The sequence below is a fragment of the Craurococcus roseus genome (assembly GCF_039523795.1).
Classification (GTDB): domain Bacteria; phylum Pseudomonadota; class Alphaproteobacteria; order Acetobacterales; family Acetobacteraceae; genus Craurococcus; species Craurococcus roseus.
In genome coordinates this window covers 162,963-177,728 of sequence record NZ_BAAAFZ010000007.1, presented here as the reverse complement: position 1 = coordinate 177,728, position 14,766 = coordinate 162,963, and the positions used below count along the sequence as shown (strand labels likewise).

Sequence of the window (14,766 nt, the reverse complement as noted above, 5' to 3'; positions counted from 1 at the left end):
TTGCGCTTCTTCAAACGCTGCACCTGCAACTGGTCCGTCCGTTCCGCGCTGAGGCGCGCGATGACCGTGTCGAGATCGCGGTGCTCGCTGCGCATCTCGTGCAGCCGCCGGAGCAGGGATTCGCGGTCATCGAGCATCGGAGCGGCATCCGTAGCAGGATCGGGGCTGCGGAGGAACGCCGCGGGCCATATCATGCCCGGCCGCCGGCGCAACAATCCAGCCGGCAACGCACCGAAGCCGGAATGAGGAGGCATCCGTATGGCGCCATCGCCGAGGCTGAAGACCCTGGAAGAACGCCATGCGGCGCTGGAGCGGCAGATCGTCGAAGAAGACACCCGACCGCGCCCGGACGCCGCCGAGTTGTCCCGCCTCAAGCTGGAAAAGCTGCGGTTGAAGGAAGAGATCGAACGCCTGCGCCGCGACGCCTGAACCAATCGGCGCGACGGAACCCGGGCGCGCCGGCCACGCGTCAGGCCGCGGTTTCTTCAGGTGCATCGGCGGCCGGGGGCGGCGCGCCGCCCCCGGCGCGATCCCCGGCTGCGGCGAGCGCGGCGTTCAGATCCGATTGGGTGACCAAACCGAGGATCACCGGGTCGCGCGGCTTGATGTTGGCGCTGTTCCAATGGCTGCGGTCCCGCACCTTGGCGATGGTGTCTTTGGTGGTGCCCAGGAGCTTGGAGATCTGCTGCTCGGTGAGCTGCGGATGGTTTCGGAGCAGCCAAGCAATGCCATCCGGCCTGTCGTTTCGCTTCGAAACCGGCGTGTAGCGGGCGCCCTTGCTGCGCGCTTTGGGGATCGGAAGCGCGCTGTGCGTGATGTTCAGGCGCGCGGAGGAATCCGCTTCGCAGCGCGCGATCTCCTCGCGCGTGAGCTGCCCGTTCAAGACGGGATCGTACCCGATGATGCCTTGCGCCACCTCTCCGTCGGCGATCGCCTGCACCTCCAGCGGGTGCATACCGACGAAATCGGCGACCTGCTCAAACGTGAGCGACGTCTTCTCGATGAGCCACACGGCGGTGGCCTTCGGCATGAGCGGCTGGGCCATAGAGAAACCTTCAAGTCGCCGCGGCGCGCGGATGGGCGCGTCCGGCCGGACAGGACGGGCATATAGAGAGCGCCCTCTGGCGGGTCAAAGGGCGCGGGTTCCCCCCCCCCTCGTGGCGGCGGAACGTCCCCGTGGTGCGCAGTGCGCCACCAAGCGCCGAATCGGCCCTGTCGACTTTGTCCGGCGGTTCATCCGCACATCCTGTGACGGCGGGCAGATCGCCACGCCCTCGACCCGCGTCGGTTCGGATCAGGCGGCGTGCAGCACGCGCTGCCGGAGCAGGTCGAACTTGGCGCGGCCGAACATCTGCCGCTTGATCAGCTTCAGGCGGTTGATCTGCCCTTCGACCGGACCGTTGCTCCAGGGCTCGGCGACGGCGGCGCGCACGGCTTGGCGGTCGGCGCGGAGACCTTCGGCGAAGGAACGCAGCGGCGTGGCCGAAGCGGCGTCGAGCCACGTGTCGAGCGCGTCGGCGTCGCCGCCGCGGATGACCCGGCCGAAGGCGCCGACGAGGTCGGCCGCGGCCCGGATCCCGGGCGCGATCGCCCGGAGGGTGGCGGCGAACAGGCGGCCGGCGTCGTCCAGCGAGGCCGGGTCGCCCGTCAGGAGGCGGGCCGCTCGGCGGCTCGACGGCACGCGCCAGGACGGGCTGGCCGCGCCCGGTTCTTCGGGGCCCCCGTCCGCGCGGCGTCGCTTGGCCCAGCGCCGGACGATGTCGTAGCCGCCCTCGAACCCCCGCTCCTGCAGGGCGCGCCAGAGCGCGGCGCTGCTGCGCTGGCCGGCGCGCCAACGCTCCTCGACGAAGGTGAGATGCCGATCCAGCAGGCTCGGTCCGGGCGCGCGCCGGTAGGGGACGTACTCGCCGGCCCGCAGCCAACGCCGGACCGCGTTCCGGGCCACCCCGGTCCGGCGCGCGATCCGCTTGATGGGCACGCCTTGCGCGTGCAAGCGGATGACGGCATCGAAGCGCGTCCGTCGTCGGGCGTCCGGCGCCTCCGCGCCCGGCCGGGGAGGCTTCGCCGGTGTTGGCCGGGCCGCGGGAGCCTTCCCCTTCGCGGCGCAGAGCCGGGCCGCCTCGCGCAGCTTCGCTTGGTGGCGCTCAATCACCCCGCGCAGCGCGTCCGACGCGTTGACCAGGAGGTGCCACCGGTCCGCCACCTGCAGGGCGCCGGGAGCCCCGGTGCGGGCGGCCTCCGCATAGGACCCGGCCTTGTCGCGGCTGACGACGGCGACGCCCAGGTGTCGCTCCAGCCAAGCCCGCAGGGGCGCGGCGGAGCGGTCCGGCAGGAGGTCGACCACGCGCCGCCGTTCCAGGTCGCACACGATGGTCCCGTAGCGCCGGCCGCGGCGCCACGCCCAGTCGTCGACCCCGACCACGCGCGGCGCGGGACGGGGCGGGGCCGGCAGCTTGCGGACCAAGCGCAGCACCGTGTCGCCGCTCACCGGCATGGCGAGCCCGGACGAGAGCCGCGCCCCCGGCTCGCCGCCGACCGCCAGGCCGATGCCGGCCTGCGCGCGGGCGAGGCGCCCCGTCCGCCGCGCCTTGGGCGCGGCGACGTCCGGCAGGCGCTCGGCGAAGGTGCGCCGTTCGCAGCGGTCGCAACGGAAGCGCCGGACCCGGAGGCGCCAAACGACGCGGCGGTCGTGCCAGGGCAGGTCGGCGAGCATCCGCCAGTAATGGCCGTGGACCTTGCCGGCCACGGCGCCGCAGGCCGGGCAAGAGGCGCCCGGCGCGTCGGCACAAGCCGTGATGACGACGCGGTCGGGCTCGACCGCGACCGCCTCGACCAGCAACCCGGCCGGCGCCGCCGGGATCTGGATGGGGGAGAACCGCATCGGGCGAGTCTCGGCCATCGCGGCGAGCGCCGCCAATACGCCGTCCAGAACCTGCCGCCGTCACAGGATGTGCGGATGAACCTGTCCGGCGACCCCTATCGGCGCCCGGGCCGACCCCGCGGGGCTCAGCCGTCCGACACCTCTCGAAGGGGCGCCCAGTCGCTCGCCCCTGGCCCGCGACCGCCTTGACAAGCTGGAAAGCGTTTAGCGTCCTGATTCCGTAATCCTTCCGGTCTGCTGGGTCCTGACGCAGAAGCGCTGGACGGCGGCGGGGATGTCGTCGGCGGACGCGGTCCAGCGGAAGGGCTTGGGGTCGGCGTCGCGGGCGCCGATGAGGGCGCGGATGTCGCTCTCGAGCGCTTGGGTGGACGCCGCGCCGGATCTGCTTGTCGGCGATCGGGGCGAAGAGGCGCTCGACTTGGTTGATCCGAGGGGCGCCGGCGGGCGTGAAATGGACGCGCCGCCGCGGCCGCTTGGCGGGCCGGTCGCGGAGCGGCTTGGTCTTGTGGGTGGCGCAGTTGCCCATCACGAGGTGGACGTCGGGGCCAGGGGGCACGCTGGCCCCGACCTGGTCCAGGGACTTCCGGAACCCGCTCGAGCGGTGCTCGGGACGGCGACGGCCGATCGCCGCGCCGGTGGCGATGCCGGGCGCGGCGAACAGCGAGGTCGCGCCGTGGCGGGCGTGGTCGCGGGGCCGCCGTTCGGCCCGGCCCGGGCGCATCGGCAGCAACGGCTGGCTGCGGTCGAGCGCCTGGATCTGCGGCTTCTCGCCCACGCGCAGCGCCAGCGCCCGCTCGGGCGGCGCCAGGTGGAGGCCGACGGTGTCGCGGACCTTCTCCGCGAAGAGCGGGCCGTTCGAGAGCTTGGGGGCCTCGGCCCGGTGCGGCTGCAGCCCGAAGGCGCGCCAGACGCGGTGGATGGTGGACGGCGCGTAGCCGACCGCCTCGGCCATCGAGCGCAGCGACCAGTGCGTCGTCCCCGGCGGCGCCGCCTCCAGCGTCAGCCGGATCGTGGCGGCGATCTCGCCGTCGCCGGTCTCGCGGGGCGTCCCCGGCCCCGGCTCGTCCAGCAAACCGCCAAGCCGACGCGCAGCGAAGCGGCGGCGCCACTCGCCGGCCGTGTTGGCGTCCGCCCCGACCTCGGCGCGGGTCGCCTTGTTCTCCAACCCCGCCGCGGCCGCCAGCACGATGCGCGCCCGACGCGCCATGGCTTGGCCGGTCTTGTGCGCCCGGGCCAGCGGCCGCGCTCCGCCGCGCTCAGCTCGATCCCGGCCGCGGCCCTGCCCATGGCGACCATCCCTCGGCCGGGGGGATAATCGCAGAAACTTCCCGGTCAGGACGCTAGCCGCATGTCGTGGTGGGTGGCGGGCATGATGCCGTCGTCGATCTCCTCGTGGATCATCTCCTTTCAAATCGTGCCATAGACCAGCACGAGCCCGTAGAAGCGGTAGACGAGAGGTTCGGCCGGAGGCATGGGCTGGGCGCCGCGATAGGGGATCTCGCAGAGCGTCGCTTCCTCCCCCTCGTCGAGGCCGAACACCTCGGCCAATCCCCGCGCGTGGTGCGACTCCGCCGCCATCCGCCCCACCTCCAACACTTCCTACGGGTGAGCATCCACGCCGCCATGGGATGCCGGGGGAGGGGGGCGAAGCCGCCGATGCGCTCCGGCACGCGCCGCACCTTGCCGGGGCCGTCGCCAAAGTTGCCGGTCGACGCCTGCTCCGCCGCCGTCCGCGGCCGGTTGAGGCAGTGCTGCGCATTGATCGCCGCGGCCACCTCCTTCCGGTTCCCCGCCTCGTCGGCGTGGGCGGGGGCCTCGACGACCGCGAGCAGAGGAGGGCGGCGCAGCTGTTCGGCGCTTCCTGCACCATCCGGCGCGGCACGGCGAAGGCGCAGCAGGGGAGCCAGTCCCGCCCGCTCCCGCGTCAGGACGTGGATGAAGCCCACGCTGTCGAACACGGCGCGCCGGTTGAACGGGCCCGGACCCAAGTGGCCGTCGATGCTGTCCGCGCGCGGGGCCGCCGCCCGCGTGCCAGTTCTTCGCCCGAAGCAACGACGGACCGGCCGCGAGGGCCCGCCCACTGCGCGGGCCTCATGGCCCTGTGGCGGGCAGGTGCACGCCCAACCGCTTCTTCTCCGCGTCGTAGCGTGCCCTATTCTCGGCGTTCGGCGGGTAAAGGCCCGGCAACGCGTCGCCCGCCTCGACGCGGCCGAGTATCCACGCTTCCAGCCGCTCCTGCTCCTCGCCCCCGTTCGCCACCTCGTCCACCAGCGCCGCCGGGATGCACACCGCGCCGTCGCCGTCGGCCACGACCACGTCGTCCGGGAACACCGCAACCCCGCCGCAGCCCACCGGCTCCTGCCAGCCGACGAAGGTGAGGCCGGCGACGGAGGGCGGCGCCGCTCCGCCGCGGCTCCAAACCGGCATCCCGGTGCCTTCCACCCCGGCCACGTCGCGCACCACGCCGTCCGTGACGAGGGCGGCCACGCCGCGCTTCATCAGCCGGGCGCATAGGATGTCGCCGAAGATGCCGGCGTCCGTCACGCCCATGGCGTCCGCCACGGCGACGCAGCCCGCCGGCATGGCCTCGATGGCGGCGCGGGTGGAGCGCGGCGACGACCAACTCTCGGGCGTCGCCAGATCCTCCCGCGCCGGCACGAAGCGCAGGGTGAAGGCGGGGCCGACCAGCCGCTTGCCGCGCGCGGCAGCGGTGAAGGGGAGCGGCCCGCGCATCCAGATGTTCCGCAGGCCCTTCTTGAGCAGCAAGGTGGTGACGGTGGCCGTGGAGATGCCCTCCAGCTTGGCCTTGGTGGCGGGATCGAGCGGCATGCCTGGCGTCATCCTCGTGGTGGGGTGGCGCATAGTGGCCGCTCCGCCGCACGCGGCAACATCCTGCGCACCAGCAACGCCGCGACCTTGCAACCATAGGTTTGCATCGCGCATATTGCGCCGGAAGAATGGAGTCCGTGCCGATGCTGCGCGTCGTCCTCGCATCCTTGGTGGCGCTCGCGGCGCCGGCCGCGGCGCAGCCCGCGGGCGAGGACGCCGCCCAGCGCCCTGCGCCGCGCGCCCCGGCGCGCGAGGCGACGGTGGCCAACGACACAGGCCGCGTGCTGCGCGAACTCTTCGTCCATCCGGCCGGGGCCGAGGACCGCGGGCCCGACCGGCTCGGCAACGGGGTGCTGCCGCCGCGGGCCAGCCTGCGCGTGCCGCTCGACCGGCGCCCGGCGACCTGCGCCTGGCAGGCTGTGGCCGTGTTCGAGGACGGCGAGGAGGAGCGGCGGCGCTTCGACGCCTGCCGCGGCGCCCCGCGCGCCGCCTTCGCCGACACCGGCCCGGCGCGGGAGGTGGAGGTGCAGAACGACACCGACGTCGCCCTCCGCGAGTTGTACCTGTCCCCGCCCGGCTCGCGCGAGCGTGGGCGCGACCGCCTAGGATCGGAAACGGTGGAGGCGGGCGGCAGCCATGTCCTCCGGCTGCGCGGCGCGGGCCAAGCGGCTTGCGTGTTCGACGTGCGCGCCGTGTTCGCCGACGACACGGAGCAGGCGCGGGAGCGCGTGGACCTCTGCCGCGCGCGCCGCATGGCCTTCGGCGACGCGACGGCGCCAGTGCGCGAAGTGCCGGTGGTCAATCGCGGCCGCGCCGGCATCCGCGAACTGTACGCCCGCCCGGCCGGCGGGGGCGGCGGCTGGGGCGCGGACCGGCTCGGCGCGGCGACGATCGCGCCGCGCGACGACTTCCGCCTGCGCGTCCGTTCCCGCGACTGCCGCTTCGACCTCCGGGCCGTGTCGGCGAGCAACCGCGAGGAGGTGAAGGACGGCGTGGACCTCTGCGCCGTGCAGGGCGTCGTGTTCGGGGAGCGCCCGGACGAGGCGCCGCGCCGGGTGGTGTTGCTGAACGACCACCGCCGCACCGTGCGGCAGGCCTTCCTGGCCCCGACCAAAGGGAGCGACTGGGGCGAGGACGTGCTCGGCGCCGCGGTGATAATCCCCGGCGCCCGCTATGAAGCCGCCTTCGAAGGCGGCTGCCACGCCGACCTCCGCGTCGTGTTCGACACGGAAGCGGCGGAAGAGCGCCGGGCCATCGACATCTGTGCCGAAACCCTGATCGCGCTGCGCCCGGGCTGGACGCTGGACGAGCGGCTCGCGCCGCCGCCCGCCCCGCAGCGCGACGAGGAGGACGCCGCCACTCCCGCGCCCAAAGCCCCGGCCGCCGCCCTGCCGAGCGGCGGCGTGCGGCTCCGCAACGCCGCCGCGGCGCCGCTGGTGGCGCTGCACGCCGACCCGATCGGCGCGCCGCGCGGCCCCGACCGCCTCGATCACGCAGAGCTGCCCGCGGGCGAGAGCATGGAGTTCGCCCCGCCGGAGGACCTGCCGCCCGGCCCGGCGCGCTGCCTCGCCGACCTGACGGCGGTGTTCGGCGACGGGCGCGAGTTGCGCCTGCCGGCACGCGACATCTGCGCCGGCGGCGAGGTTGTGCTGGAGTAGCCCGAATGCCGCCGTCCCGCGCCCGATGGCGGGAAGGCGGCCCCGGTGGTGGCGTGGCGGCAAGGACGCTCCGCTGGCCAAGCCGCCGCTCCGGATGCCCCGCGCGGGGTACCGCCGTTGGGCGGAAGCGCAGCCGCGCGGCCGCTTCGAGCCGGTGGCGGGCGAAGTTCTGACCGTGGCGCCCGAACGCGCCGCGCGCAACTTGGCAAGGATGCGAGCTTGGCGGGCGCCCGACGCGGCCGCGCGCGGCCGGGCTGCCGTGCCAAGCGTTTGGCGACGGCATTGCGGTCGAGATCGGGGACGATGGCCACGAGCCGGACGCGGTGGTGAACTGCGGCTGTCCGTTGGCCCCGGACGTCGCGGCGGTGCCGCATCCGGCGGTCGTGGTGGAGGTCCTGTCGCCGTCCACGCGATCGGTGGGCACCGGCGCGAAGCTGGCCGATTGCCTCGGGATGCTGTCGGTGCGGCACCACCTCATCCTGCGCGCGGATCGCCCGCAGGTCATCCATCACCGGCGAAGCGACGACGGCGCGGGCATCGAGAGCCGGGTGCTGGTGGACGGATCGGTCCGGTTCGACCCGCTGGGCTCCGAGTTCGCCATCGCCGACTTCTACCCCGAGGATCGAAGCCGCGGCGCCGTCAGCGGTAGTAGAGCATGACGGTGTGCGTCGCCTCGGCGAACATCAGCCACCGCTCCACCAGCACGCCGAGCAGCGCGAGCAGCGCGCCGAGCGCCAGCAGCGGCGCCGCGGGCGCCCCGGCCAAGGCAAGCAGCGCCAGGGCTGCCGGCGCCGCGAAGCCCGCCGCAAGCGCGACGGCCCTGAGCCGCGCCGCGTGCTTGCGGGCGACGCGGAAGCCCATCTCCCGCAAGAGGTAGTTCTGCTGCGTGTGCGGCGGGTCGAGCGGGCGGACGCGGCCGATGGCGCCGAGCGAGGTGGCGCTCTCCGCCGTCGGCCCGGGCAGGCCGGCGTCCACCGCGCGCCAGTAGGCGAGCTTCAGCGCCAGGGCGGCGACTCCCCCCAGCACGGCCAGCGCCGCCGGCACAAGGACGGCGCCCCGCAAGCCCCACGCCGCCGCCAAGGCGGCCAGCAGTGCGGCGCCGCTCAACGCCGCCATGGCGAAGTAGCCGGGCACGACCAGCGGGTGCCGCCACTGCCGCACCGTCTTGAGCGAGGCGTAGATCATCGCCGTGCAGTACACCGTGGCGACGGCGCCCGCCGCCGACAGCAGCCCGCCGACGACCGCCAACCCCGGCCACCCGAACCACAGCGCCGAGAGGAACAGCAGCGCCGGCGGGTAGGTCAGCACCGCCGCCACGCCCTCGCGCGAGAGCCAGGAGGATCGCCATTGCGACAGCGCCCGCCACGCCCGCTGCGGGTTGCCGAGATGCGCGAGCGACGACAGCAGCCCGGCGGTGATGAGCGCCAGCGCCAGCAGGACGGCTGCCGCGCCGAAGGAAGGCGGCGCCCCGGCGCCCCAGCCGAGCGCCCGCAACAAGCCCAGCCAGAACAGCAGCCCGTAGCCGGCGCCGGAAGCGGTGGTGAAGAAGACGATGGACGGCGCGGGATTCACCGCGACAGGACCCGGTCCATCCACCGCAGCAGCGGGTTGGCGATGTCCATCGGCGTCGGCGCCTCCTCCACCGGCTTGGCTTCGGTGAGCGCGGAGGAGCGCTCCCGCGGCGGCAGGTACTTGTTCACCGGCGCGTAGCCGAGTTCCGGCATCAGGTCCTGCCCGCCGCGCCGGGCCACCAGTTGCGACACCGCGCTGTCCGGGTCGCCCAGGTCGCCGAAGTGCCGCGCCCGCGTCGGGCAGGTGATGACGCAAGCCGGCTGGCGCTGCGCTTCCGGGATGGTCTCGTTGTAGATGCGGTCGATGCAGAGCGTGCACTTCTTCATCACGCCCGAGTCCTCGTCCATCTCCCGCGCGCCGTAGGGGCAGGCCCAGGCGCAGAGTCCGCAGCCGATGCAGGTCTCGGCGTTGACCAGCACGATCCCGTCCTCGGCGCGCTTGTAGGAGGCGCCGGTCGGGCAGACGGTGACGCAGGCCGCGTTCTCGCAATGCAGGCAGGAGCGCGGGAAGTGGACGGTGCGCCCCCCGTTGCCCTCGCCCGCCTCGTAGGAATGGACGCGGTTGAACCATACGCCCTCGGCGCCGGCGGAGTAGGGGTGGAAGTCCGGCAAGGGCGCGCTGTGGCCGGAGGCGTTCCACTCCTTGCAGTTGGTGGCGCAGGCCTGGCAGCCGACGCAGGTGTCGAGGTCGATGACAAGGCCGAGCTTCTTCGCGCCGGGCGGACGGTCGGGGAGGGAGGTCATCGCGGCGCCGCCCCGATGGCGGGCGCGTTGGCGTTGAAGCGCAGCACCTCCGGCCGGCGCTCGCCGAGGTGCGGCGGGGCGCGCAGGGGATCGGGGCGCGGCGAGACCACGCCCGCTTCCTCCGGCGCCGCGCGCTCGATCCGCACGCGCAGGTCGTACCACGCCGCTTGCCCCGTCACCGGGTCGCTGTTGGCGAGCCGGAAGCCCTGCTGCGCCGGCAGCCACTCGGAGATGACGTGGTTGAGCAGGAAGCCCTGGTTCGCCTCCGGGCTGTCCTCCGTCAGCCCCCACGCGCCGGCGCGCTTGCCGATGGCGTTCCAGGTCCAGACCGTGTCCGGGTTCACGCCCTCCATCAGCCGGAGCTGGCATTTCAGGCGCCCGGCGCGGCTCTCCACCCAGACCCAATCGTCTTCGCCGAGGCCCATCTCCCGCGCCCTGGACCGCGCCATGTAGAGCCGGTTGGAGCCGTGGATCTGCCGCAGCCAAGCGTTCATCGAGCCCCAGGAATGGTAGTGCGCCATCGGCCGCTGCGTGATGGCCGAAACCGGGAAGCGCGACAGGTCCTGCGCCCCGTGCTCCAGCGGCGCGTACCAGATCGGCAGCGGGTCGCAGTAGGTGCGCACGCGCTCGCGCAGCCGGTCGGGCGGCCGCACCGCGCCGTGCCCTTCCGCGGCGAGGCGGAACTTCTGCAACGGCTCCGACCAGATCTGGAGCACAATCTGCCCGGCGCTCCCGACCAGTCCCATCGCCTTGGCCTGTTCGAGGTAGTCGCGGTTCGCGTGCTTGAAGAAGCCCTGTTCGGGGGGCAGGTGGTCGAGCCAGAAGCAGCCGTTCTCCACGTAGCGCTTGAGCTGGTCCGGGTTCGGCTCGCCCTTGCCCTTCTTCGTCCCGTCCGCGCCGCGCCAGCCCGCGAGTGGCCCGACGCCGGGCGTCCGCTCGTGGTTCACGATGTAGTCCGGGTAGTCCTTGTAGCGGGGCGAGCCGTCCTCCTTGACGAAGGCCGGCAGGCCGAGCCGCGCGCCGAGGTCGATCAACACGTCCTGGAACGGCCGCACGTCGCGGTCGGGCTCGATCACCGGCTGGCGGATGGCGTCGCCTGCCCCGTGCGCGCTGCCGATCGGCCGGTCGAGGATGGAGATGCAGTCCCACCGTTCGAGGTAGGTGGTGTCCGGCAGGATCAGGTCGGCGTAGGGCACCGTTTCCGAGAAGTAGGCGTCGGAGTAGATGACGTGGGGTATCACGTACTCCCCGTCGGCGCGCTTCTCCGTCAGGATGCGCGTCGTCTCGCCCGGGTTCATGGCGCTGTTCCAGGCCATGTTGGCCATGAACATGAACAGCGTGTCGATGGGGTAGGGGTCGCCCGCGCCGGCGTTGCCGATGACGGTGTGCATCGCCCCGTGCAGCCCGAGCGGCGCCTCCCAGGAGAACGCCTTGTCGATGCGTATGGGCGAGCCGTCGTCGTTGACCAGCAGGTCGTCCGGCCCGTGCGGGAAGGCGAGGATGTTGCCCGAAAGCGGCGTGTTCGGCTTCGAACCCTTGCCGGCCGGCCCGGGCGCCGGCGGGATCGGCCGCGGGAAGGGCGACTTGTAGCGCCAGGAACCGGGCGTATCCACCGCGCCCAGCAGCATCTGCAACAGGTGCAGCGCCCGGCAGGTGTGGAAGCCGTTGGAGTGCGCGGAAATGCCGCGCATCGCGTGGAACGACACCGGCCGCCCCACCATGCGCTCGTGCCGACGGCCGTAGGTGTCCGTCCAGGGCTGCTCGATCACCACCGGCTGCTCGAACGCCACACGGGCGATCTCCGCTGCCAAGCGCCGGATGCGCTCCGCCGGCACGCCGCACCGCTCCGCCACCGCGTCCGGCGCGTACTCGGCGCCGAGGTAGCGCTCCGCCATCAGGTGGAACACCGGTCGCGCGCGCCGCCTGTCGGGCAGCGTGAAGTCGCCGGCCAGGACCGGTGAGAGGTCGGGCAGCGCGGCGTCCACCGCGCCCCGCGCGCGATCCCAGGCGAGCGGCTTGCCGCCTTCGCCGCGCGCGACCAGCCCGTCGTCCGCGCCGCCTGGATTCCGCACGATCAGCCAAGTCGCGTTGGTGTACCGCGCCAGGAACTCGCCATCGACGCGGTCCGTCCGCAGCAACTCATGGACCAGCGCCAGCACGAGCAAGCCGTCGGTGCCCGGCCGGATGCCAACCCACTCGTCGGCGATGGCGGAGTAGCCGGTCCGCACCGGGTTCACCGAGACGAACTTCGCCCCGCGCTCCTTCAGGCGCGACAGGCCGAGCTTGAGCGGGTTGCTGTCGTGGTCCTCCGCCACGCCGAACATCAGGAACAGGCGCGAGCGATCCCAGTCCGGCTCGCCGAATTCCCAGAACGCGCCGCCGATCGAGTAGAGCCCGCCCGCCGCCATGTTCACGGAACAGAAGCCCCCGTGCGCCGCGAAGTTGGGCGTGCCGAACTGCGCCGCCCAGAAGCCGGTGAGCGCCTGGCTCTGGTCCCGCCCGGTGAAGAAGGCGAGGCGCTTCGGGTCCGTTTCCCGCACGCGCTTGAGCCAGCCTGTGGCGGTCTCCAAGGCCTCGTCCCAAGAGATCTCCTCGAACTCGCCCGAGCCGCGCTCCCCCAGGCGCCGGAGCGGCGCCTTGAGCCGCGCCGGCGAGTACTGCGTCATGATGCCGGCCGAGCCCTTGCCGCAGAGCACGCCCTTGTTGACCGGGTGGTCCGGGTTGCCCTCGATGTAGCGGACGCGCCCGTCCTTCAGGTGGACTTTGATGCCGCAGCGGCAGGCGCACATGTAGCAGGTGGTGAATTTCGCTTCGTCGCCGACCGGCGTGGAGTACTGCACCTGCGGGTCGGCGGTCGGCGAAGTCGAGGGGAAGGCGTGCGACGGCGGGGTCGGCGCTTCCGGCATCAGGCGGCTCCGAGGGGCATGGCGCCGAGTAAGGCACGCCCCGCCAACGGAAGCAATTCCCATCCGCCGCAGGCGGTGCCCGATGCCGAAGGGTGGCGGGCCGCTCGTCCGTGGGCTTATGTTGGGCGGGCGGATGCGCCGGATTGGCCGCCGTGTCGGCGACGGTGCGGCGGCAGGGCGGAACCGGCTGGCATGGTGGACCCGGAACTGCTGAGGCGCACGAACGCGCAACACAAGGCGGCGATCCGCACGCTGCGCCGGCTGCGGCTCGCGCTGGCCGCCTCCGTCGCGGTGCCCGCGCTGTTGTTCGCCGGTGCAGCTTGGTACGACCGCGCGCAACTGCTCCGCGGGCTTGAGGACGACGCCCGCGGGGCGGCGGCGGTGCTCCGCGAGCACGCCCTCAAGGCGCTCGAGACGCACGAGTTGCTGGTGCGCCAGCTCGACCGCCGCACCCAAGGGATGGGTTGGGACGAGATCCGCGCCGCCTCGGCCGCGCTGTCGGCGGAGATGCGGGCGATGCACGCCGGCCTGCCGCAGGTCTCGGCCCTCGCCCTCACCGACGCCGAAGGGCGGCAATGGGCGGCGAGCCTGCCGCTCGGGCCGGGCGGCTACGTCTCCGTCGCCCACCGCGAGTTCTGGTCGGCGCAGCGCGAGGCCGACCGCGGCACCTTCATCAGCCGCGCCTATGTCGGCATGACGACCCAGCGGTCCAACTTCGGCATCAGCCGGCGCCGCACCACGTCGGACGGCGCTTTCGACGGCACGGTCCACGTCGCCGTCGCGGCCTCCTACTTCACCGGATTCTGGGCCGAGGCCGCGCGCGGCCAGGCCGGCGTGGCGATTTCCCTCGTCCGCACCGACGGCGAGGTGCTGGCGCGCTTCCCGGAGGCGGCGGGGGCGTTGCCGCGCCTGCCGCCGCAGACCAGCCCGCTCATGCTCCGCCTGGGCCAAGGGCTGCCGGGCGCCACCTACCGGTCCACCTCGTCGATCGACGGCGTCGAACGGGTTTTCGCTTACGCCAGGGCCGGGGACTACCCGGTCGTCGTCGGCTACGGCGTTCCGGTGGCGTCGGCGCTCGCGGCGTGGCGGCAGCACCTCCTGGCGCTCGGCGCGGTCTGCGCCTTGGCCGCCACGGCGCTCGCGCTCGCCGTGCTCTCGGCCATGCGCCAGGCGCGGCGCCTCGCCGCGGAGCAGGAACGCCGCGCCGCGGCCGAGGACACGGCCAGGCAAGGGCAGCGGCTGGAACTGCTGGGCCAGCTCGCCGCTGGCGTGGCGCACGACTTCGCCAACGTGGCCCAAGCCGTGCAGGGCGGCGCTCGGCTCATCGAGCAGAACGCCGGCGATCCGGACCGCGTGCGCTCGCTCGCGCGCATGCTCGACGAAGCGGCCGGACGCGGCGCGGCGCTGACCCGGCGCATGCTCGATTTCGCCCGGCGCGACCGAGGGGCAGACGGCGCTGGCAAGGATGACGCAGAGCCGGCGACCGATCCGGCGGAGGCCGTGTCCAGCGTGTGCCAGCTCCTGTCGCGCACCCTAGGCGCCCCGCACCGGTTGCGCTGCTACATGGAGGCGGGAGGGTTGCCGGCGCTGGTGCGGGGCGATCGCGGCGAGCTGGAAGCGGCGGTGATGAACCTCGCGGTCAACGCCCGCGACGCGATGCCCGGCGGCGGCGAGGTGGCGGTCCGGGCGGCGCCGGAGCGCGTCTCCGGCGGCGCGGGCCGTGCGGGCGGTGCCGGACGCCCTCCGGAAAGGTTGGCGCCGGGGCTGTACGCGCGGGTGTCCGTGAGCGACACGGGCGTCGGCCTGTCGCCGGAGGCGCTGGCGCGCGCCGGCGAGCCCTTCTTCACCACGAAGCCGCGCGGACGGGGCACGGGCCTCGGCTTGGCCATGGCGCGCGGCTTCGCCGAACGCGCGGGCGGGGCGCTGGCCATCGAGACCGCGCTGGGCCGCGGGACGACCGTGACCTTGTGGCTCCCGGCGGCCGTAGCGGCGGCGGGGGGAGCGCCGCAGCCCGGAGGCGAATGGCCGCCGGATGGCAACGTCACGCGGCTGCGCCCGGCGTCCGACCGGAATCCTCCTCCCCCGCCGGCATCGGCGGCGACCTGAAGCCGTCCCGCGGCGGGGGCCGTCCGCCGGCGCACTTGCCCGCCCCGGCGCGCGGCGGCAGAAGACGGCCG

General features: G+C 73.7%; 12 protein-coding genes and 1 pseudogene. 4 read left to right on the top strand and 9 right to left on the bottom strand.

The features are described 5' to 3' along the window. Positions 1–137 (bottom strand): YdcH family protein (locus tag ABD067_RS02825; RefSeq protein WP_343893657.1); only part of this gene is annotated, 137 nt, incomplete at its 3' end. 121 nt (positions 138–258) lie between these two features. Between ABD067_RS02825 and ABD067_RS02820 the strand changes: the two genes are divergently transcribed. Then, a complete protein-coding gene (locus tag ABD067_RS02820; RefSeq protein ID WP_343893629.1) occupies positions 259–429 on the top strand; it encodes a YdcH family protein in 171 nt (56 codons plus the stop codon). A gap of 40 nt (positions 430–469) precedes the next feature. On the opposite strand, the gene ABD067_RS02815 is transcribed toward ABD067_RS02820, so the two are convergent. The 5 genes and pseudogenes from ABD067_RS02815 to ABD067_RS02795 form a co-directional block, all read right to left on the bottom strand. Then, positions 470–1,045 (bottom strand): DUF1013 domain-containing protein, encoded by a 576-nt coding sequence (locus tag ABD067_RS02815; RefSeq protein ID WP_343893628.1) that lies wholly within the window; start codon positions 1,043–1,045, stop codon positions 470–472. A gap of 249 nt (positions 1,046–1,294) precedes the next feature. Beyond that, the gene (locus ABD067_RS02810) at positions 1,295–2,860 is read right to left on the bottom strand and encodes an ISL3 family transposase (protein WP_408871502.1); all 1,566 of its coding nucleotides are present in this window, start codon (positions 2,858–2,860) and stop codon (positions 1,295–1,297) included. 225 nt (positions 2,861–3,085) lie between these two features. Beyond that, positions 3,086–4,139: pseudogene (locus tag ABD067_RS02805) on the bottom strand (IS630 family transposase); the annotation flags it as partial. Between the two features lie 149 nt (positions 4,140–4,288). After that, on the bottom strand, positions 4,289–4,474 hold the full coding sequence (locus tag ABD067_RS02800; RefSeq protein ID WP_343893626.1) for a hypothetical protein: 186 nt from the start codon (positions 4,472–4,474) through the stop codon (positions 4,289–4,291). A gap of 498 nt (positions 4,475–4,972) precedes the next feature. Next, positions 4,973–5,710, bottom strand: a complete 738-nt coding sequence (locus ABD067_RS02795) for a ribonuclease activity regulator RraA (RefSeq protein ID WP_343893625.1) — start codon at positions 5,708–5,710, stop codon at positions 4,973–4,975. Positions 5,711–5,853: 143 nt separating this feature from the next. On the opposite strand from ABD067_RS02795, the gene ABD067_RS02790 reads away from it, so the two are divergent. Together ABD067_RS02790 and ABD067_RS02785 are read left to right on the top strand one after the other, a co-directional pair. Continuing rightward, positions 5,854–7,368 carry a hypothetical protein gene (locus ABD067_RS02790; protein WP_343893624.1) on the top strand — a complete coding sequence of 505 codons (1,515 nt, stop codon included), beginning with the start codon at positions 5,854–5,856 and terminating at the stop codon, positions 7,366–7,368. Between the two features lie 254 nt (positions 7,369–7,622). After that, positions 7,623–8,027 carry a Uma2 family endonuclease gene (locus ABD067_RS02785; RefSeq protein ID WP_343893656.1) on the top strand — a complete coding sequence of 135 codons (405 nt, stop codon included), beginning with the start codon at positions 7,623–7,625 and terminating at the stop codon, positions 8,025–8,027. Here the strand turns inward: ABD067_RS02785 and ABD067_RS02780 are convergent. From ABD067_RS02780 to ABD067_RS02770, 3 genes are read right to left on the bottom strand one after another with little or no spacing between them, the layout of a single operon-like run. Further along, the gene (locus ABD067_RS02780; protein WP_343893623.1) at positions 8,008–8,940 is read right to left on the bottom strand and encodes a dimethyl sulfoxide reductase anchor subunit family protein; all 933 of its coding nucleotides are present in this window, start codon (positions 8,938–8,940) and stop codon (positions 8,008–8,010) included. The two genes, ABD067_RS02785 and ABD067_RS02780, sit on opposite strands and share 20 nt — an antisense overlap. Then, complete coding sequence (locus ABD067_RS02775; protein WP_343893622.1) at positions 8,937–9,683, bottom strand: 4Fe-4S dicluster domain-containing protein; 747 nt, start codon at positions 9,681–9,683, stop codon at positions 8,937–8,939. Before ABD067_RS02775 ends, ABD067_RS02780 begins: the two co-directional genes overlap by 4 nt. After that, positions 9,680–12,589 carry a molybdopterin oxidoreductase family protein gene (locus ABD067_RS02770; protein WP_343893621.1) on the bottom strand — a complete coding sequence of 970 codons (2,910 nt, stop codon included), beginning with the start codon at positions 12,587–12,589 and terminating at the stop codon, positions 9,680–9,682. Before ABD067_RS02770 ends, ABD067_RS02775 begins: the two co-directional genes overlap by 4 nt. Positions 12,590–12,781: 192 nt before the next feature. Between ABD067_RS02770 and ABD067_RS02765 the strand changes: the two genes are divergently transcribed. Beyond that, complete coding sequence (locus tag ABD067_RS02765; RefSeq protein WP_343893620.1) at positions 12,782–14,695, top strand: sensor histidine kinase; 1,914 nt, start codon at positions 12,782–12,784, stop codon at positions 14,693–14,695. Positions 14,696–14,766: the final 71 nt, after the last annotated feature.

What these genes read in the sequence shown, in the direction of transcription:
- ABD067_RS02820 (WP_343893629.1), top strand. Translation starts at nt 259, where the DNA reads ATGGCGCCATCGCCGAGGCTGAAGACCCTGGAAGAACGCCATGCGGCG.
- ABD067_RS02815 (WP_343893628.1), bottom strand. Translation starts at nt 1,045, where the DNA reads ATGGCCCAGCCGCTCATGCCGAAGGCCACCGCCGTGTGGCTCATCGAG.
- ABD067_RS02795 (WP_343893625.1), bottom strand. Translation starts at nt 5,710, where the DNA reads ATGCCGCTCGATCCCGCCACCAAGGCCAAGCTGGAGGGCATCTCCACG.
- ABD067_RS02790 (WP_343893624.1), top strand. Translation starts at nt 5,854, where the DNA reads ATGCTGCGCGTCGTCCTCGCATCCTTGGTGGCGCTCGCGGCGCCGGCC.
- ABD067_RS02775 (WP_343893622.1), bottom strand. Translation starts at nt 9,683, where the DNA reads ATGACCTCCCTCCCCGACCGTCCGCCCGGCGCGAAGAAGCTCGGCCTT.
- ABD067_RS02770 (WP_343893621.1), bottom strand. Translation starts at nt 12,589, where the DNA reads ATGCCGGAAGCGCCGACCCCGCCGTCGCACGCCTTCCCCTCGACTTCG.
- ABD067_RS02765 (WP_343893620.1), top strand. Translation starts at nt 12,782, where the DNA reads ATGGTGGACCCGGAACTGCTGAGGCGCACGAACGCGCAACACAAGGCG.